Source organism: Bauldia sp. (genome assembly GCA_037200845.1).
In the GTDB taxonomy this organism is placed as follows: Bacteria; Pseudomonadota; Alphaproteobacteria; order Rhizobiales; family Kaistiaceae; genus DASZQY01.
In genome coordinates, this window is record JBBCGQ010000001.1 from 272,798 (window position 1) to 290,896 (window position 18,099).

Sequence of the window (18,099 nt, forward strand, 5' to 3'; positions counted from 1 at the left end):
GCAACTCCTCAAGTGGAAGTACCGCAGCGGTCGGTCGTCAATTGGTCCCAACCGGCCTTGCCGACGGCGGGAGGAACGATCAGTCCATATTAAGCGCGCGATTACGAATCCTTGATCACAAAATCGTCGTAGCCTGCGTCCCGCAACATTTCGTAGGTCTTCCAAACCTTCGGGGGGATATCAACAGCAGATTGGAGGCCTTTATCTGCATAGACCTTCATTCTCTGAAGATCACCCACCATCAAGTTAATCACGCGTTGGACAGGTATCTCTTCAGTTGGATAATCCTCAAAGGAGATATTCGGCGCGGTCACTTGCCACTCGATTTCGGGCCATTGTTTTGAGGCCGTGGCGTATGCTCGGCGACACATGTAGGGCTTTGTTACTAGAATGCCGCGGGCAGCACGGATGGCATTTTCTGTTAGCAAATTACGCGTGTTTGCCAGATTTTCACCGGTGTTGGTGGCCTTGGCGTCGATCAAGATGTTTGACTGATCGACGCCCATTCGCATGGCTACTTCCGCAAACCGCTCGCCCTCAGGGCGGGTGGAGGTGTCGCGCGTCACCTTCCCGAATCCTCCTGAAGTAACGAGCAGGGGTGCCATGCCATTGAGAATAAGCTTGGCGGCGCACTCGGCAACGCGGTCGTCCTGACTACCCATAGCCAACACGAAATCCGCGGGCGTTAGCGAGTCCGAGATGCGGTGATAATCCCACAAAATTCGTGCTTGGCTAAGCTCCTCAGCCGATGGGTACGTGTTCATTTCTGACCAATTTTCGTTCTCTGAGAAATGCATGGAGCACGAGTCGACGTTCTGCCGGCGGCAGCGCCGCTTGGTCAGAACCTAAGGGCATTCTACCATGTAACGTCCGATGTTGATCGATGACCACGCAGTCGCCGCGTGGGAGGCCGAACGTCACTGCTCGGGTTTGTATGACCGAGGCAAACATGTTCAACGCATCAATTACTTCTGGCGGAAGGTCTAGCCTCAGCAAGTTGTCGGTGAACCTGTATCGCCACACACGATCGGCAAGAACGCTGAACGGGTTGGCATCCTCGCCTATGTTTGCAAGGTTGACGACCGCCCCGTCGCTGAAGATGCTTCTGCGAAGGACTTCGCACACATGAGCTGGGAGCTCTTTCTCAATCTGGTCCATAGATGCGACGATAGTGTTTCCCCCGCCTCGTGGGTCAGGACGCATTGACAGCAAGCAGACGTAATCCGGCGGGTTTTCAGCGTTCACAAAATCCATGTGCAGTGGGAGAAATCCGGTGCCACGTGATCGGTTCGGCGGCCTAGTCAAGTCGACATCAACCTTTCGCCAAAACGTCGGACTGTCGATAAAGACACGGATAGGAGGCGCTATTCGCGCGAGGAAGGCGGTGATCGCCCCGGCAGCGAGACCGTCGGAAAATGAATCGAGAATATTAGAAAAGCCGATGACGACGAAACCGTGCATCTGAAGTTCTGCCGCAACTTCCGAAATGCAACGCTGGACTATATGCGAATGGATGGCGTCGGCGCCTGACGACTGAGGCCAACTTTCAAAGTCCCAGCCCGGCAAACTCAGTTCGGGCGAAAGGGCGACGAGTTCCTTCGCTACGTCGGGTGAAACAGAAACCCTCGGTGGTTGAAACATAGCCTGCTCATCTATTCGCGTCTGGCTCGAATATCTTTTTGGTCATTTCATCTGCGCGCTTTGAGGCTCGCCGCCAGAGAAAGCCAAACAGTCCCAAGAAAATTGTGAGAAGCACCAGAAGGGCGCCGGCTGCTTTGTCGAAGAGAATTGTCGATTGCACCGAACCGAAGAGCGTTGTGATGAGACCCAGCAAACCGCCAGCGATGGTCCAAAATATCGTCTGAAGCAGTGTCACGTCGCCTCTCAACTCGTCCAACCTCTGCAGCAGAGAGATGTTGACGAGCCGCACAGTGAGTTCTTCTTTGCTCGGAAGCTGAATAGGTGCGGTGGGCGCTTCTAGACCGGCGAGTTCGGCCGCAAGGCGATTTACAGGCCCGCTTAAGACGCCGACAGATTCAGTCTCCGGCGTATCGGTCTGAAGCCCGAGTATCTCGGTTTCGGGTGAGCGGTCCTTGTGAGTTGTGGTCATGGACATTGTACGACGTTCACTCTGCGGTTGATTCTAGCCGCTAAAAACTTGACCCCCGTTCGCTGTTCAGGATCTCGGTGTTGCCATCAATCCCTATTATTTGCCCCGAGATTCTCTCACCGTAGGGGGAGCATAGGTAAGCAACTATATGCGCTACATCCTCTGGTTTTACCAGAGTTCTGAGAGATGATTGATCCAAGTAGGAGGCAAAAATCGTGTCTTCAGACTGTCCGGTTTTTGCGGCCCGAGTAGCTATGGCTTGTCGAATTGCGGGGCCATCGACCGCGCCAGGACAAACTGCGTTTACACGTATCTGAGCATGGCCAAGTTCGATAGCCAGGCTCTTTGTGAGGCCAACCAGTGCCCACTTCGACGCTGAATAAGCGGACCGGCCACCGTAGCCAAGCCGGCCGGCGACCGAAGAAATATTGATGATGCATCCTCCGCCTGCCTTACGCAGTAAAGGTACCGCTCTGCTGGCGCAAAAGAATTGACCGTGTACGTTGACGGCCATAGTCCTGATAAGCTCCTCAGGCGGTATTTTTTCTACAGGTTGCTTCGGTCCGGCGATCCCGGCGTTGTTAACGAGGATGTCCAAGCCGCCGAGGTGCGTCGCCGCATCTTCGAAAACTCTTGCGATAGCAGCTGCGTCAGAAACGTCTGCAACAGTTCCTGTGACACGTCCTTCTGTGCCGTCGCTCAATAGGCCAACAGCCTCGCTATCAATATCGCAGATGTGTACGCGAGCACCGCAACTGACGAGCGTCTCCACCGTTACGCGCCCAATGCCTGACGCACCGCCGGTGACAACGGCGCGTCTGCCGGTCAAGTCGATTTGCATGGCCCTGCTTCCTTTGAAGCGTCGCGCTCTCATACTAGAGCTGAGTTAAATAGGCGGTCGATTTCAGGCCGGCGCCTTCGAGCGCATAGGTGGAGACGATCGAAGTGGGGCGAAAAGCCCCAAAGATGGTGGGCGAGAATATTGCGATCGCTGGAGTTCTCCGCCAGCTCGCCAGTTGGTCGTGCAGTAGCACGTATCAGAATACGCATGACTCGGTAGTGCGCCATGAATTGGGGCCCCGGCTTGCAATCCGGGGCCCCGCCCTTCTTAAGAAGGAGATGTCATTTCAGCGGGCCGTTGCGCAGCTCGCGCCGCTATCCACTCCTCGACCTCTTCGGCCAACCACGCGACGCGGCATTCGCCGAGCTTTATCCGCAATGGAAAAGATCCGGCGCGTTCCAGTCGTGCGATGTGAACGAAGCTGTACGGAATGCCATAGACGGTTTTCAGCTCTTTCTTGCTGACCAGTTTCAGGGTCATCGACCACTCCCTCGCGAAAGGGAGCGTCGACGCTCGCCAGGAACCAGCTAGCGGGCAGAGCACGATACAACCGGCAGAAGAAACGCTCAACGCCGCAATGTCGGCGACCTCAGGCGGCCTTGCGATGGTTCACGGCGCTTGCGCGGAACTCGTCGAGCAGGTCGGCCCACCGCTGCATCAGAGCTACTCGTTCCGTCCAGTAAGTCGCGCGGTTGTACGCCCGACGCACGGCGTTCTCGTCCTGGTGGGCGAGCGCAGCTTCGATCACGTCGGGGTTCACGCCACGCTCGTTCAGGATCGTGCTCGCCGAGGCCCGGAAGCCGTGCGAGACCATTTCGTCCTTGGCATAGCCCATTCGCCGCAACGCCGAGTTCATCGCGTTTTCGGAGAGCGGGCGCCGCGTTGATCTGATCGACGGCAACACAAGGTCGCTGTCATCGGACAGTATCCAGATATCGCGAAGCACTTCGATCGCTTGTTTCGACAGCGGTACGTCGTGCGGCCGGCGCATCTTCATCCGCTCGGCGGGAATGCGCCATATCGCCTTGTCGAAGCTGATCTCCGAACGTCGCATGTAACGCACGTCGCCCGGCCGGGTCATGGTGAGAGCGAGAAGCTGCAGCGCGGCCCGAATTGTCGGCCAGCCGTCATATTCGTCGATCGACACCATGAGAGCGCCAAGCGCGCGCTCGTCGGTGACGGCCGCCCGATGCGTCACCTTCGGCCGCAAGAGTGCGCCGCGAAGGGGTGCGGTAGGATCGCTTGTCGCGCGAAGCGTGACAATGGCGTGACGGAAGACGCCGCCGATCATTCCACGCAACTTCCTCGCCGTTTCCCGGCGTCCGCTCTTTTCGATGCGCTTCAGCACATCGAGAACCTCGGCCGGAATTATTTCGGCGATAGGGCGCGCCGACAAAGGCCGCGCAAGCTCTTGGAGCATCCATCGACCCTTGATCATCGTGCTCTCGGCGGCGCCGCTTGCTTCCATGTTGGCCAGGAACTCGGAAGCGACGAGCCCAAACGTGTTCCGTGCCGACGTCGCAGCGGCGATCTTGTCGAGCTTGCGCTTGGTTGCAGGGTCGGAGCCGGCGGCGAGCAGGCGTCGCGCGTCCTCGCGCTTCTGACGAGCGTCAGCCAGCGTGACGGTCGGGAAAGCCCCGAGGGCGAGCATGTTTTCGCGGCCGGCAAAGCGATACCGGAAGCGCCATAGCTTGCTGCCGGACGCGCGCACCAAGAGGTGCAAACCACCGCCGTCGGAGAGCTTCAGAGGCTTGCCGTGCGCGACTGCTTTGGTAATGGCGAACTGCGTGAGAGCCATGCGGGTACGAGTCCAACGGACGTGAAGATGTACCCGCAAAAATACCCCCATTTTGCGGGTACGTCACCGTTCGGCATGAGAAGCTATGAGCAGGGTGCGATCAGCGAAAACAGCCGCAAGCTATTGAGTTAGCTGCGAAAACGGTCGCGCATGACGCGCTATGTTGAGGTGAACTGGTGCCGCGGAAGGGACTCGAACCCCCGACCCTCGCATTACGAATGCGATGCTCTACCAACTGAGCTACCGCGGCGCGCGGCCGTTTGGCCGGAATGCGGCGCATTGATAGCCGCCGTGGCCTGATGGTTCAAGCCGTGTGGCCGCGATGGAATAAGGGCAGCGCCGCGCGGTCGTCTTCTTCGTCGGAAATCGGGCCGGGATCGTCCGGCGCCCGCGCCATCGGCCGCTGGCCTTTCGGCGCCGGGCCGGCCGCCACAATCTCCCCTGCCGGCAAGGTGCGGATCGCCGTCTCGGCGAGACGCACAGATTCCACGGTCGGCAAAGTCTCGGCAACGACCGGCGCTACGATCGCCGCACCAGTCTCCGCCAGTGCAGGCGCCGCCGCCTCGATCTCGAACGTCGCGCGCACCGGCGGCCGGTCGGCCGGCACCTTCCATTCGAACACGTCGAGCTGCCCGGAGATCGGCGACACCGCCGCCCAATGCTCGAATATCTGTCCGTCCGCCACCCACGCGGCGTCGCGCGGCGCCGACAGCGCGCGCGTCAGCCACTGGCGCACGCGGCCCTCGTCGCCGTGTTCGCCGGCCTCGATCTCGGCCATCAGCAGGCAGACGCGTTCCGTCGGGCTGGCGCGCATGATGCCGCCGAGCGCGGTGCGCGCAGCCTGCCAGTCGTGCGCATCGATCGCAGCACGCGCGACAGCGAGCGCGCCTTCCGGATGGTTGGCGCGCAGTTCCGCCAGCCGCATCACCCGCTTCAGCCGGTCGCGCACCGAGTCGCCCGGGCGCACGGCTGCGTAAGCCTCCGCGATCTCGGGATGTGGCGCCGCCTTCCACGTCGCCTCGAGGATGCGCGTGGCTCGGCGATAGTCGGCCGCCCGCGCGAACAGCCGCGCCGCCGCCGTCGCCGCCGGCACGAGATCGGGCGCCAGCTTGTGCGCTTCGAGCGCCAGCGCCCGCGCCTCGTCCGGCTCGCCGGCTTCGAGTTCCAGCGCCCGCGCCGTATCGAGCACCGCGCGATAGCGCCGCGCCTGGTCCTTGTCGATCAGCTTCGCCTCGGCGTTGGCGGCGAGTGTCGTGAGCGCCGCCTGCCACTCGCCGGCCCGCGACTGGTATTCGAACAGCGCCGTCCCGGCCCAGCCGATCTTTGGCTGCACGCGCGTCGCCTCCTCGGCAAAAGCGCGCGCCGCCGCATGCTCGCCCTGCCGCCGCGCCTCGACAAACAAACCGTGCAGGCCGAGCACGCGCGTATCGTGCTCCGCCGACAACGCCTCGAAGGCCGACCGCGCCGCCGGCGCATCGCCGGCGATCTGCGCCGCCTGCGCCGAAAGCAGAAGCACCAGCGGCTCCTTGCCCAATAAATTCTGCGACTCCTGTGCCGCTCGCCTCGCCGCGCGCACGTCGCCGGCACCGACCGCAATCATGCCGCGCGTCAGCGCGCGGTAGCCGCGGTCGCGCCGCCGTGCGCCGATGAAATGGCCGACCGACTGCGGCGTCGACACGATCCACCGGATCACCGCGCCGACGAACGCGATCGCCGCGATGAGCACGACGATCGCCAGCGCCGCGACCATCAGCGAGGTGCGGATCTCCTGCCCCTGCCAGACGAGGATCAGCCCGCCCGGCCGCTCGGCCAGCCAGACGAAGCCCACGGCGGCCGCGAAGATCAGCGCCACGATGACCAGCAGGCGGATCATATGAAGCTACCCGGCCTTCGGGTCGAGCGTGCGCGCAACCTTGTCGATCAGCGCATCGAGCGCGACGCGGTCATCCGCCGTCGCCGCCCACGCCGCCGAGGCATCCTTGCCGGCGGCGGGCAGCGCATCGCGCTCGGCGAGCGCCGCCGCGAGGTCGCCCCTGGCGACGTCGTCCTTCATGCGCGACACGATCGCGGCGGGATCGCTCCCGGCGACCGGCCCCGCCGGGCGGATCGAGACGACGCTGCCGAACAGCCGCTGCCAGAACCCTACATTCGGATCGCTGGCCGCACTTGCCGACAGGATTGCGTCGGCGACGGCGGGAAACTCCGCCGCCAGCGACGCGGCGTCGGCGACGCCCTTCGCCGCATAAGGCCGGAGCGCGGCGATATCGTCGCCGGCCAGCCCCAGCCCGGCGACCATATCGACGTCGTCGGCGAAGGGCGTGCTGCCCTGCGCGGCGCGCCTGAGCGCCGCGACCGCAAGCCCGCGCGTCGCCGCCTCGCCGCCGCCGGTAACCACCGGCGCAGCAGAGGCCTTCGCCTCGGCGGCGGCAACGCGGTCGGACAACGCCTTGAGTTGCGCCTCGGAATCGGCGAGCTGCGCGCCGAGCGCCGACACCGCCTCCGGCGCAACCCCCGCGCCCCCCGCCGTGCTCACCTCGAGCCGCGCGACGCGTTCGGTCAGCGCCGCGAGATCGTCCTTGGTCACGTCCGGCGGCGGCAGCGCGTCGATCCGCTTGCCGAGCGCCGCGATGCCGGCGGAAAGTGCGTCGAGATCGCCGCGGCTGGCGGTCATGTTGCGGATGGCGTTCAGCGAATCGACCTTGTCGCCGATCGCCTTGAGATCGGTGCGCATCGCCGGCAGCGACTCGGTCATCGACTCGATCGCCGCGATGCGCCGCTCCAGCGCCGTCGCGGTGTCGGCGGTCGCCTTCGATTGTTCCAATGCCTGGTTGGCGGCGCCGCGGCCCGGTGCCGGCCAGATGCCGATCGCCTGCAGCAGGGCGACCACGACCAGCGCGATGATCGCGCCGGCAAGACCCGCAAGCCCGGCCTGCCGCCAGCCTTCGTCGCCGGAGATCGCCCGCGCCGCACTGCTCGGCGTCGCGTTCGGCGGCGGCGGATCGCTGCGCCGTCCGCTGCGCGGCTCGGCCGGCCGTTCGTCCTTCGGCGGCTCGCCCGCGGCTTTCGCGCGCACGTCCTCGGCGGCGAGGTCGATCGTCACCGTCGGCCGCTGGCGCGCCCCGCCCTTTGTTTCGTCCCCGCCCTTCACCTGGTCATCGTCCGCGGCCATGGTCTCCTCGTATGGTCGGCGTCCAGCCGGTACAATACAGGCTAATCGCCCGCCCGCCCAACCGGCGGAATAAGACCGAGCAGCGCGTCCTCGTCGGGCGTCGCCGCGACCTTCACCGGCAGCGTTCCGGCCACCACCTCGGCGACCTGATCGGAGATGGCGAAGGCCGTGAGCCGGCCGAGCCGGATGCCCGATGCCGCGACCAGGTCGCGGAACGCCGTCGCCGTCCGCCGCGAATAGAGCAGCACGCCGTCGAGGGCGTGCAGCGCGAGAGCGTCGCGCACGCCCTCGTCGAACGCGGTCGCAGCCTCCGCGCGATACGCCTCGACGGTGCGGATGTCGTAGCCGCCGACCAGCAGCCCGGCGGTGAGCGCCCCTGCCCGGTCGCGTGCCGCAGGATAGACGAGTGGCCCGCGGCCCTTGGGCATCGTCCGCATAACCAGCTCGGCGAGCGTGCCGGCGTCGCCCGCTCCGCTGCGGACATCGGTGAACCCAAGCTCCGCCGCCGCCCGGGCTGTCGCCGCCCCCGCCGCAAACACCGGCACGCCGCGCCAGCCTGCCGCCTGCGGCCACGCCGCCAAGGCGCGCAGGCCGTTCTGGCTGGTGACCAGCACCGCGGCCGGCTGCGGTACATCCTGCGGTGCCGGATAAAACGCGATGGTGAGCAACGGCTGCACCAGCACCGTGTGGCCGAGGCCGCGAAGCCGCTCCGCCGTCCGCGTTGCGTCAGGTTCCGGCCGCGTGACCAGGAGGCGCATCGCTAGCGCCGGAAGAAGCCGGGCCCGCCGCGCTTCAAGAGCGCGTCGCCGGCCTCGCGCCCGATCCGCTCGCCGTCGCCGGTCGCGCCCGTCGTGGCGATCTCGTGCGCGGTCAGCCCGTCGGTCGTGACGATGATGCCGCGAAACGTCAGCCGCGCGCCTTCGATGGTGGCGAGGCCGCCGATCGGAGTCCGGCACGATCCGTCGAGCACGGTGAGATACGCGCGCTCGGCGGCAAGCGCGATCGACGTCGCACGGTCGTCGATCGCCGCGAGCCGCTGGCGCGTGACCAGATCGTCCTCGCGCGCCGCGATCGCGATGGCGCCCTGCCCCGGCGCCGGCAGCCACTGGTCGACCTCCATGAAACTCGCCGCGCGATCGAGCAGCCCCAGCCGCGTCAGACCGGCGGCGGCAAGCAGCGTCGCCTGCGCCTCGCCTTCGGAAATCTTGCGCAACCGCGTATCGACGTTACCGCGGAGATCGACGACGCGGAGATCGGGCCGCAGCCGCAACGCCAGCGCTCGGCGCCGAAGCGACGACGTGCCGATGATGGCGCCCTCCGGCAGGTCGGCAAGCCGCGCCGCCACCGGCGAGACGAACACATCGCGCACATCCTGTCGCGGGAGGCACGCGGCGATGACGATGCCGTCCGGCAGGCGCGTCGCCATGTCCTTCGCCGAATGGACCCCGATGTCGATCCGCCCGTCGGTGAGCGCCTCGTCTATCTCCTTGGTGAACAGACCCTTGCCGCCGGCTTCCGCAATCGGCCGGTCGGTGATCTTGTCGCCGGTCGTCTTCATCGCCACGATCTGGATGGCTTCCGGCGCGATCTGCAGGCGTTGCGCCAGGGTGAAGCGCGTTTCCTCCGCCTGCGCCAGCGCCAGCGGGCTGCCGCGCGTTCCGATACGAATCTCGTGCGATTGCAAGGCGTGGGTCCGGGTGTTACGGGCAGGGCCAGTCTATTGGCCACGCGCCTCCGGTGCAAAGCATGCCAGCGCCCCTCCCGCCCCTTGTCGAGCGATTTGTCGCGGCCGTGAACGGCGGCGACAGCGCGGCATTCCTCGCGCTGTTCGGCGACGACAGCATCGTCACCGACTGGGGCGACCGCTACGTCGGCATCGCCGCGATCTCGGAGTGGAACGACCGCGAGATGATCGGCGCCAGGGGCAGGCTCACCGTATCCGAGGTGAAGACGCGGCCGAACGAGATCATCTTCAACGGCGACTGGAAGAGCAGCGTCTTCACCGGCCCCGGCCGCTTCGTCCTCCACCTCGACGGCGAACGCATCCGCGAGATGCGAATCTCCGCCGCATGATCGTCCTCGGCATCGAGTCGAGCTGCGACGAGACCGCCGCCGCGGTCGTCGAGCGCCGCGCCGACGGCAGCGCGCGCATCGTCTCCGACATCGTGCTCAGCCAGGTCGACGAGCACGCCATCTTCGGCGGCGTCGTGCCCGAGATCGCCGCCCGCGCCCACGTCGAGAAGCTGGACGGCATCGTCGCCGCGGCGCTCCGCGATGCCGGCATCGGCTTTGCCAAAATCGACGCCGTCGCCGCAACTGCCGGCCCCGGCCTCATCGGCGGCGTGCTGGTCGGCCTGACCACGGCCAAGGCCATCGCGCTTGCGGCGAAGAAGCCGCTGATCGCGGTCAACCATCTCGAGGGCCACGCGCTGACCGCGCGCCTCACCGACGGTCTGCCGTTCCCGTATCTGTTGCTGCTCGTCTCCGGCGGCCACACCCAGTTCCTGTCGGTCGAGGGCGTCGGCAAATACCGCCGCATGGGCACAACCATCGACGATGCGCTGGGCGAAGCCTTCGACAAGGCCGCCAAGCTTCTCGGCCTCCCTTATCCCGGCGGCCCGGCGGTGGAGGCCGCCGCCAAGCGCGGCAACGCCAAACGCTTCGCCCTGCCGCGCCCGCTCACCGACCGGCCGGGCAGCGACTTCTCCTTCTCCGGCCTGAAAACCGCGCTCCGCCTGGCGGCCGAGGCGATAGCGCCGCTGTCCGATCAGGACGTCGCCGACCTCTGCGCCTCGTTCCAGGCGGCGGTCACCGACGTCGTCGCCAACCGCGCCCGCCACGCCATCGCGCAATTTGAGAACGAGCATCAGGTGCCCGGCATCCTCGTCGTCGCTGGCGGCGTCGCCGCCAACGAGGCGATCCGTGCCGCACTCCGCGCCGAGGCCGAGCGCCACAGCTTCCGCGTCGTCGCGCCGCCGATCCGCCTCTGCGCCGACAACGCCGCCATGATCGCCTGGGCGGGCGCCGAGCGTCTGGCGCTAGGTCTCACCGACACGATGGAATTCGCCGCGCGCCCGCGCTGGCCGCTCGACGCGACATCGGAGCCCGCCTTCGGCTCTGGCGCGAAAGGGGCCAAAGCCTGATGCGCGACAACCCGAAGGTCAGCGTCATCGGCGGCGGCGCCTGGGGCACGGCGCTGGCGCTGACCGCCGCGCGCGCCGGCCGCAGTGTCATGCTGTACGCACGCAACGCCGACACCGTCGCCTCGATCAACCAGCGCCACGAGAATGCCGCCCGCCTGCCCGGCGTGAAACTCGACACGTCCATCGTCGCCGTCGGCGATCCGCTGGCGATCGTCGCGACCGACATCATCATCCTCGCGATCCCCGCCCAACAGGTGCGTGCAACCCTGGCCACCTTCGCCCCGCACCTGATCGCCGGCACGCCGGTGGTCATCGCCGCCAAGGGCCTGGAGCGTGGCACCGACAAGCGCCTGTCCGAGGTCGTCGCCGAGGTCGCGCCGCTCGGCGAGCCGTGCGTCCTCTCCGGCCCGAGCTTCGCGACGGACGTTGCGCGTAACCTGCCGACCGCCGTCACCATCGCCACCGCCGATGAGGGCCTAGCGCTCGATCTCTGCCACGCCCTGTCGACGCCGAGTTTCCGCCCCTACGCCGAGACCGACATCGTCGGTGTCGAGATCGGCGGCGCGGTCAAGAATGTGCTGGCCATCGCCGCCGGCATCGTCGCCGGCAAAAGACTGGGCGCCAGCGCTAGTGCCGCGCTGGTCGCCCGCGGCTTCGCCGAGCTCCGCCGCCTCGCGGAAGCCTTGGGCGCCAGACCGGAAACGCTGATGGGCCTCTCCGGCCTCGGCGACCTGACGCTCACCTGCTCGGGCGCGCAGTCGCGCAACTTCGCCTTCGGCCACCACCTCGGCGCCAGCGGCGACCCCGCCGCCCCGCACGCGCTCGCCGAAGGCGTAGCCACCGCGGCCGTCGCCCGCGACCTCGCCCGCCACCACGCCATCCTCATGCCGATAGTCGAAGCCGTCGCCGCCATCCTCGACGGCGACCTCGCCATCGACGCGGCCATCGAGGGCCTGATGACCCGGCCGATCAAGATGGAATCGGCGTGATCCGCTACGCCGCCGCCGGGCGCAGGATCGCCGGCCTCAACACCGCCTCGCACCACGCTCGGTAAGTCGTCGGGCTGCTGTTTTGCGGCGTGCGCACCTCGCCGTTGTCGAGGCCATGATTCTTGGCATCCATCATGGCCGCCAGCCCCTCAGCCATCGCAGCGGACGAGCCGAACGACTTCATCTGCTCGCGGTAGGCATCGATCGATATCGGCTGGAAACGGATCGTCCGGCCGAGCACCTCGGAAATGATTGCCGCTACCTCGGTGTAGGTGAGGTCCTCCGGTCCCAGCATCGGCGCGTCCGCCTTGCCCCGCCAGGTGCGATCGACCAGCAGCGCCACCGCCGCGGCCGCGATATCCCGCGTCGCGCACATCGGCACGCGGAGCGTCGGCTGGTAGGGCAGGAAGAACATGCCCTTGTCGCGGATCGCCGCCTTCTGCATCAGCATGTTTTCCATGAAGCCGGGCAGTGTCAGCGCGCGGAAGTTCGTGGCCCGCGCCCCGACCAGGTCGCTCATCGCCAGCGCCGCTGTCACCGGTCCGGCCCGATCCGCCCACGGCGTGCCGCGGCCGAGCGCCGAAATCGCGACCACACGCCCGACGCCGTGGCGCCGGATTGCGTCGGCTGCCGGGCGGCTGAAATCGACGTATCCCGCCATGAGGTCGGCCGTGCGGAAGTCCGGCGGCACCACCCAGAACACCGCCTCGGCTCCGGCGAAGGCGCGGTCGAGCACCGCCGCGTCGCCGTGCGAACCTGCGACCACCTCGACGCGGCCGCGCAGTGGCTCCGGCAGGCGCGACGGCTCGCGCGCAATGACGCGCACCGCTTCGCCCTGCGCGACAAGGGTTTGCACAACCTGACTGCCGATGGCGCCCGTGGGCGTAGTGACTACGATCATGATCTGGCTCCGACTCAATCTGATAAGGAAACTATACCGTACCGTTTACTTGATTGTCAATCGCCGGCTTTCGCGCAAGAATTCCGCCATGGCGAAGCGCGGCACCCAGTTGAGCGACCACATCCTGTGGGCTGCCAAGGACGTGTTCCTGGAGATGGGCTTCGAGCGCGCCTCGATGGACGAAGTGGCGCGCCGCGCGGAGACCTCAAAACGCACGCTCTACGCCCATTTCGAGAGCAAAGAGAACCTGTTCGTCGCCGTGCTGGCGCTCGTCCGGGCGCTGCTGCTGAGCCGCCTGAAGCTGCCCGGGCACTATTCCGCAAAGCCGGAAGAGGCACTGGCGCTGTTCTGCAGCCGCTACCTCGAAACGCTGCTCTACGAATCGTCGATACGCATGTGCCGGCTGACCATGGGGGAAACGGATCGGTTTCCGGAAGCCGCGGCCGGCCACTTCGCCGCGCTCTTCACCGAGGTCGAGACTCGCATCGCCGACTACGCTGCCGCCGCCTTCGGTGTACCCGCCCGCACCGGCCGCGAGTTCGCCGAACACCTCTTCGGTGCGTTGCTCTACCCCCTGTTCCTGAACGCCCTGTTCGGACTCCGCCCGCTGACCCGCGATCTCGAGCCCGACGCCGCAATCCCGCGTTTCGAGCTGAAGTTGGTGCGCAAGGCCGTGGCTGATAATATCGCGGCATTGCCGAAGCCAACTCGCCGCTGAACGGAGATCGCTGCAATGGCCTACTGGCTGTTCAAGTCCGAGCCCGGCACCTGGTCGTGGGACGATCAGGTGAAGGCCGGCAAGGCCGGCACCGAGTGGACCGGCGTCCGCAACTTCACCGCTATAGGCAACATGAAGGCGATGAAGAAGGGCGACGAGGGCTTCTTCTACCATTCCGGCGAGGGCAAGGAGATCGTCGGCGTCGTCACGGTCGTCAAGGAAGCCCACCCGGAGCCCGGCAACGAGGAATGGAGCTGCGTCACCCTCGCCGCCGTGAAGCCGGTGCCGAAGCCGGTGACGCTCGCCGAGGTGAAGGCCGACAAGAAATTCGCCGCGATGGCGCTGGTCAAATATTCCCGCCTCTCCGTCCAGCCGGTAACCGACGCGGAATGGAAGGCGATATCGAAGATGGCCGGGCTGTAGGGGAAATCGAATGTCATTCTCCGGGATCAACTACATCGCCGTCATCATCGCTGCGATCGCCGGATTCGGCGTAGGCGCGCTCTGGTATTCGGTCCTGTTCGTGAAGCCGTGGATGGATGCCATGGGCATGAACGCCGCCGACATGAACGCGCGCCGCGCCAGCGGCGATACTCCGGCAATGGCCCCACTGCTCGGCGGCAGCATCGTCGGCAATCTCGTCATGGCCTTCATCCTCGCCGCTCTCCTCCGTTCCCTTGGCGTCGCGTCGATCGCTTCCAGCGTCGGCACCGCCTTCCTCGTCTGGCTGGGCTTCGTCGTCACCGTCATGGGCGTCAACAATTCCTTCGGCGGCCGCAAGCCGATGCTCACCGTCATCGACGGCGGCCACTGGCTGGTGGTGCTGTTGGTCATGGGTGCGATCATCGGGGCCTTCGGCTAGCTGCGGCGGCGTGCCGCTGACGCTGCAATCATCTGCAACAATCGCGTCACGCCGGTTCTGCTACAAATGCGACGCGGCGTTTTTGCTTCCCGCTGGGGGGAAATGATGCGTCTTCCGTTTCTATTCGCCGCGGCGATGCTCGCCGCCGGCGCCGCGCCTGCGTTCGCCGCCTGTGGCGACGCCACCGCGCTGGGCGTCGCCCGCACCATCAGCGTCGATACCTCCGCCGGCCTCGCCGTCGGCTCGATGCAGTACCGCGGCCGCCTGCCGCTGGAGCCGCATGAGGTCGTGCTTACTTTCGACGATGGCCCCATGCCCGGCCGCACGGACAAGGTGCTGGATGCCCTCGATGCCGCCTGCGTCAAGGCGACGTTCTTCACCGTCGGCCGCATGGCGCGCGCCTATCCCGACCTGCTGCGCCGCGAGGACGCCGACGGCGAGACCATCGGCACCCATAGCTGGAGCCATCCGCCAACGCTCGCCGCCCTGTCCTTCGACGCCGGCGCCCGCCAGATCGACCGCGGCATCGCCGCCATTGCCGCGATTCTCGGCCACGCGCCGGCACCCTTCTTCCGCTTCCCGGGCTTCGGCGACAGCCGCGCGCTCCGCCAGAAGCTGACCGACGCCCACATCGGCATCTTCGGCGCCGACGTCGTAGGCTCCGACTGGACCGGCATCTCGGCCGGCGCCATCCGCCTCAACGTGCTGCGCGGCCTGAAGCGGCACGACGGCGGCATCGTCATGCTGCACGACATCAAGAAGGCGACGGCGAAAATGCTGCCGCAACTTCTGGCAGACATGAAGGCCGCCGGCTACCGCATCGTGGTCATTGTCCCGGCCAGCGGGCCGCTCGCCGCGCTCTGAGGCTTGCGCCCCGCCGCTGTCGTCGGATTAACTGGCGTCCTTACGCCGGTTAACACGGCGACAGGGTGAGGAAGCGATGTCCGACAAGGTCTATGCCGTCCCCGCGGAATGGGCGAAGCGCGCCTGGGTGGACGACGCGAAGTACAAGGCGATGTACCGCCGTTCGCTCGACGAGCCCAACGGCTTCTGGGCCGAGCACGGCAAGCGCATCGACTGGATCAAGCCCTACACCAAGGTCAAGAACACCGACTACCGCGCGCCGGTGTCGATCAAATGGTTCGAGGACGGTACCCTCAACGTCGCCGCCAACTGCGTCGACCGCCATCTGGCCAAACGCGGCGACCAGGTCGCCATCCTGTGGGAGCCTGACGATCCCGCCACCCCCGTCCGCCGCATCACCTACCGCGAGCTCCACGCCGAGGTCTGCCGCTTCGCCAACGTCCTGAAGAAGCTGGGCGTAAAGAAAGGCGACCGCGTCACCATCTACATGCCGATGATCCCCGAGGTCGCCTTCGCCATGCTGGCGACGGCGCGCATCGGTGCCGTCCACTCCGTCGTCTTCGGCGGCTTCTCGCCGGACAGCCTCGCCGGCCGCATCAACGACTGCGGCTCGAAGATCGTCATTACCGCCGACGAGGGCCTGCGCGGCGGCAAGAAGATTCCGCTGAAGGCCAACACCGACGAGGCGCTAGCCAAGGTCGGCGGCGACGTGAAGGTGCTGGTCGTCCGCCATACCGGCGGCACCATCCCGATCAAGGGCGAGCGCGACCTCTGGTACCACGACCTCGTCAAGGACGTGTCGGCCGAGTGCCCCGCCGAGGAGATGAGTGCCGAGGATCCGCTCTTCATCCTCTACACGTCGGGCTCGACCGGAAAGCCGAAGGGCGCGCTGCACACCGGCGGCGGCTATCTCGTCTTCGCCTCGATGACCCACCAGTACGTCTTCGACTACCACGACGGCGACATCTACTGGTGCACCGCCGACGTCGGCTGGGTCACCGGCCACAGCTACATCGTCTACGGACCTCTGGCGAACGGAGCGACGACCCTGATGTTCGAGGGCGTCCCCAACTTCCCCGACGCCAGCCGCTTCTGGCAGGTCATCGACAAGCACAAGGTCAGCATCTTTTACACCGCGCCGACCGCGATCCGCGCCCTGATGGGCGCCGGCGACGACTTCGTGACCAAGACCTCGCGCGCCTCGCTGCGCCTTTTGGGCTCGGTCGGCGAGCCGATCAATCCGGAAGCCTGGGAGTGGTACCACCGTGTCGTCGGCAACGACCGCTGCCCGATCGTCGACACCTGGTGGCAGACCGAGACCGGCGGCATCCTGATCACGCCGCTGCCCGGCGCCACGGCGCTGAAGCCCGGCTCGGCGACGCGTCCCTTCTTCGGCGTCAAGCCGGCGCTGGTCGACGCCCACGGCAAGATCGTCGAGGGCGCCGCGGCCGGCAATCTCGTCATCACCGATAGCTGGCCCGGCCAGATGCGCACCGTCTACGGCGACCACCGTCGCTTCTTCGACACCTACTTCTCGCACTATCCCGGCATGTACTTCACCGGCGACGGCGCCCGGCGCGACGAGGACGGCTACTGGTGGATCACCGGCCGCGTCGATGACGTCATCAAGGTCTCCGGCCACCGCCTCGGCTCCGCCGAGATCGAGTCGGCGCTCGTCGCCAACCACCACGTCGCCGAGGCCGCTGTCGTCGGCTACCCGCACGACATCAAGGGCGAGGGCATCTACGCCTACGTCACCCTGAAGACGGGCGTCGATCCGACCGATACGCTGCGCAAGGAGCTGGTCCAGTGGGTGCGCAAGGAGATCGGCCCGATCGCCTCGCCCGACCTCATCCAGTTCGCGCCCGGCCTGCCGAAGACGCGCAGCGGCAAGATAATGCGCCGCATTCTGCGCAAGATCGCCGAGGACGACTTCGGCGCGCTCGGCGATACCTCGACGCTCGCCGATCCGGCCGTCGTCGACGACCTGATCAAGAACCGCCAGAACAAGTCGAAGGGCTGATATCTACCGATGGAGGGGCTGCAGGGGCTGCTGGAATTCGTTCTGGTCAAGGACAACATCGTGCATGCGGGGGCATCGCTCTGCCTCATCGCACTGCTGTTTCGCGATCAGCTCGCGCTCCGCGCGTTCCTTGTCGCCGGCGACTCCGTCTACATCCTGTACTACTTCTTCGCGCCGACGACCCCGCTGTGGGGCGGCATCTTCTGGAGCAGCATTTACATTCTCACCAACGCCGTGATGATCAGCCGGATCATCTTCGACCGCGCGCATTTTACCCTCAACGACGACGAATACGCGCTCTTCTCACATCTCGCCGTGCTGACGCCCGGTGAGTTTCGCCGCATGATGCGCCTCAGCAAATGGGAGACCGCCACCGAGCCGGTAGTCCTCACAACCGAAGACCAGCCAGTCGACCGGATCTATTTTGTGCTGGCGGGCGACATCGCCATCGAGAAGGCAGGTCGGCCAATCAGCATCGGCCCACTGACGTTCATCGGCGAGGTCGCGTTTCTTTTGTCACGGCCCGCAAGTGCGACCGTCCGCGTCGGGCCCGGCGCGCGCTATGTGTCGTGGGACAGCGTCAGTCTGCGCCGCCTTCTTGTCCGCGTGCCGGCGCTGCGCATCGCCTTCGACGGCGCCCTTAACCGAGACATGGCCCTGAAAGTCGCCCGCGCCTGAGCC

20 protein-coding genes and 1 tRNA gene are annotated in these 18,099 nt (G+C 66.2%); 9 read left to right on the plus strand and 12 right to left on the minus strand.

Translation table 11 applies throughout. From position 1 onward, the window contains the following. Nucleotides 1-101 precede the first annotated feature (101 nt). From WDM94_01335 to hemC, 11 genes are all read right to left on the minus strand, one after another. Nucleotides 102-764 (minus strand): YdcF family protein, encoded by a 663-nt coding sequence (locus WDM94_01335; GenBank protein ID MEJ0011272.1) that lies wholly within the window; start codon nucleotides 762-764, stop codon nucleotides 102-104. Continuing rightward, on the minus strand, nucleotides 742-1,641 hold the full coding sequence (locus WDM94_01340) for a TauD/TfdA family dioxygenase (protein ID MEJ0011273.1): 900 nt from the start codon (nucleotides 1,639-1,641) through the stop codon (nucleotides 742-744). Before WDM94_01340 ends, WDM94_01335 begins: the two co-directional genes overlap by 23 nt. A gap of 7 nt (nucleotides 1,642-1,648) precedes the next feature. Then, entirely contained in the window at nucleotides 1,649-2,116 is a 468-nt protein-coding gene (locus WDM94_01345; GenBank protein ID MEJ0011274.1) for a hypothetical protein, read from the minus strand. A gap of 34 nt (nucleotides 2,117-2,150) precedes the next feature. Next, nucleotides 2,151-2,951, minus strand: coding sequence for an SDR family oxidoreductase (locus WDM94_01350; GenBank protein MEJ0011275.1), 801 nt, complete (start codon nucleotides 2,949-2,951; stop codon nucleotides 2,151-2,153). Nucleotides 2,952-3,218: 267 nt separating this feature from the next. Next, entirely contained in the window at nucleotides 3,219-3,431 is a 213-nt protein-coding gene (locus WDM94_01355) for an AlpA family phage regulatory protein (protein MEJ0011276.1), read from the minus strand. Between the two features lie 109 nt (nucleotides 3,432-3,540). Further along, nucleotides 3,541-4,749, minus strand: a complete 1,209-nt coding sequence (locus WDM94_01360; protein MEJ0011277.1) for an integrase arm-type DNA-binding domain-containing protein — start codon at nucleotides 4,747-4,749, stop codon at nucleotides 3,541-3,543. A 174-nt stretch (nucleotides 4,750-4,923) separates the two neighbouring features. Next, nucleotides 4,924-4,999 (minus strand) — tRNA-Thr (locus tag WDM94_01365). A gap of 54 nt (nucleotides 5,000-5,053) precedes the next feature. Further along, nucleotides 5,054-6,622: a heme biosynthesis HemY N-terminal domain-containing protein gene (locus WDM94_01370; protein ID MEJ0011278.1), complete on the minus strand. Its 1,569-nt coding sequence runs from the start codon at nucleotides 6,620-6,622 to the stop codon at nucleotides 5,054-5,056. 6 nt (nucleotides 6,623-6,628) lie between these two features. Next, nucleotides 6,629-7,918, minus strand: coding sequence for a hypothetical protein (locus WDM94_01375; protein ID MEJ0011279.1), 1,290 nt, complete (start codon nucleotides 7,916-7,918; stop codon nucleotides 6,629-6,631). A gap of 41 nt (nucleotides 7,919-7,959) precedes the next feature. Next, nucleotides 7,960-8,676: a uroporphyrinogen-III synthase gene (locus WDM94_01380; GenBank protein ID MEJ0011280.1), complete on the minus strand. Its 717-nt coding sequence runs from the start codon at nucleotides 8,674-8,676 to the stop codon at nucleotides 7,960-7,962. Nucleotides 8,677-8,678: 2 nt separating this feature from the next. Continuing rightward, nucleotides 8,679-9,602: a hydroxymethylbilane synthase gene (gene hemC, locus WDM94_01385; GenBank protein MEJ0011281.1), complete on the minus strand. Its 924-nt coding sequence runs from the start codon at nucleotides 9,600-9,602 to the stop codon at nucleotides 8,679-8,681. Between the two features lie 62 nt (nucleotides 9,603-9,664). Here hemC and WDM94_01390 point away from each other — a divergent pair, with 62 nt between their 5' ends. Genes WDM94_01390 through WDM94_01400 form a run of 3 tightly spaced genes read left to right on the plus strand, consistent with a single transcriptional unit; the run spans nucleotide 9,665 to nucleotide 12,050 of the window. Beyond that, nucleotides 9,665-9,991 (plus strand): nuclear transport factor 2 family protein, encoded by a 327-nt coding sequence (locus WDM94_01390; protein ID MEJ0011282.1) that lies wholly within the window; start codon nucleotides 9,665-9,667, stop codon nucleotides 9,989-9,991. After that, nucleotides 9,988-11,061: a tRNA (adenosine(37)-N6)-threonylcarbamoyltransferase complex transferase subunit TsaD gene (gene tsaD, locus WDM94_01395; protein ID MEJ0011283.1), complete on the plus strand. Its 1,074-nt coding sequence runs from the start codon at nucleotides 9,988-9,990 to the stop codon at nucleotides 11,059-11,061. The genes WDM94_01390 and tsaD overlap by 4 nt, the downstream gene beginning before the upstream one ends. Further along, on the plus strand, nucleotides 11,061-12,050 hold the full coding sequence (locus WDM94_01400) for an NAD(P)H-dependent glycerol-3-phosphate dehydrogenase (GenBank protein ID MEJ0011284.1): 990 nt from the start codon (nucleotides 11,061-11,063) through the stop codon (nucleotides 12,048-12,050). Before tsaD ends, WDM94_01400 begins: the two co-directional genes overlap by 1 nt. A 4-nt stretch (nucleotides 12,051-12,054) precedes the next feature. Here the strand turns inward: WDM94_01400 and WDM94_01405 are convergent, their stop codons facing one another. Then, nucleotides 12,055-12,951 carry an NAD(P)H-binding protein gene (locus WDM94_01405; protein ID MEJ0011285.1) on the minus strand — a complete coding sequence of 299 codons (897 nt, stop codon included), beginning with the start codon at nucleotides 12,949-12,951 and terminating at the stop codon, nucleotides 12,055-12,057. Nucleotides 12,952-13,039: 88 nt separating this feature from the next. On the opposite strand from WDM94_01405, the gene WDM94_01410 reads away from it, so the two are divergent. The 6 genes from WDM94_01410 to WDM94_01435 all read left to right on the plus strand — a co-directional run bounded on the left by WDM94_01410 (nucleotide 13,040) and on the right by WDM94_01435 (nucleotide 18,096). After that, nucleotides 13,040-13,669, plus strand: a complete 630-nt coding sequence (locus WDM94_01410) for a TetR/AcrR family transcriptional regulator (GenBank protein ID MEJ0011286.1) — start codon at nucleotides 13,040-13,042, stop codon at nucleotides 13,667-13,669. A gap of 15 nt (nucleotides 13,670-13,684) precedes the next feature. Continuing rightward, nucleotides 13,685-14,092 (plus strand): EVE domain-containing protein, encoded by a 408-nt coding sequence (locus WDM94_01415; protein ID MEJ0011287.1) that lies wholly within the window; start codon nucleotides 13,685-13,687, stop codon nucleotides 14,090-14,092. A 10-nt stretch (nucleotides 14,093-14,102) separates the two neighbouring features. Further along, nucleotides 14,103-14,531: a DUF1761 domain-containing protein gene (locus WDM94_01420; protein MEJ0011288.1), complete on the plus strand. Its 429-nt coding sequence runs from the start codon at nucleotides 14,103-14,105 to the stop codon at nucleotides 14,529-14,531. Nucleotides 14,532-14,636: 105 nt separating this feature from the next. Beyond that, nucleotides 14,637-15,395, plus strand: coding sequence for a polysaccharide deacetylase family protein (locus WDM94_01425; protein ID MEJ0011289.1), 759 nt, complete (start codon nucleotides 14,637-14,639; stop codon nucleotides 15,393-15,395). A gap of 76 nt (nucleotides 15,396-15,471) precedes the next feature. Next, a complete protein-coding gene (acs, locus tag WDM94_01430; GenBank protein ID MEJ0011290.1) occupies nucleotides 15,472-17,418 on the plus strand; it encodes an acetate--CoA ligase in 1,947 nt (648 codons plus the stop codon). Nucleotides 17,419-17,427: 9 nt separating this feature from the next. Continuing rightward, nucleotides 17,428-18,096 (plus strand): cyclic nucleotide-binding domain-containing protein, encoded by a 669-nt coding sequence (locus WDM94_01435; protein MEJ0011291.1) that lies wholly within the window; start codon nucleotides 17,428-17,430, stop codon nucleotides 18,094-18,096. Nucleotides 18,097-18,099: the final 3 nt, after the last annotated feature.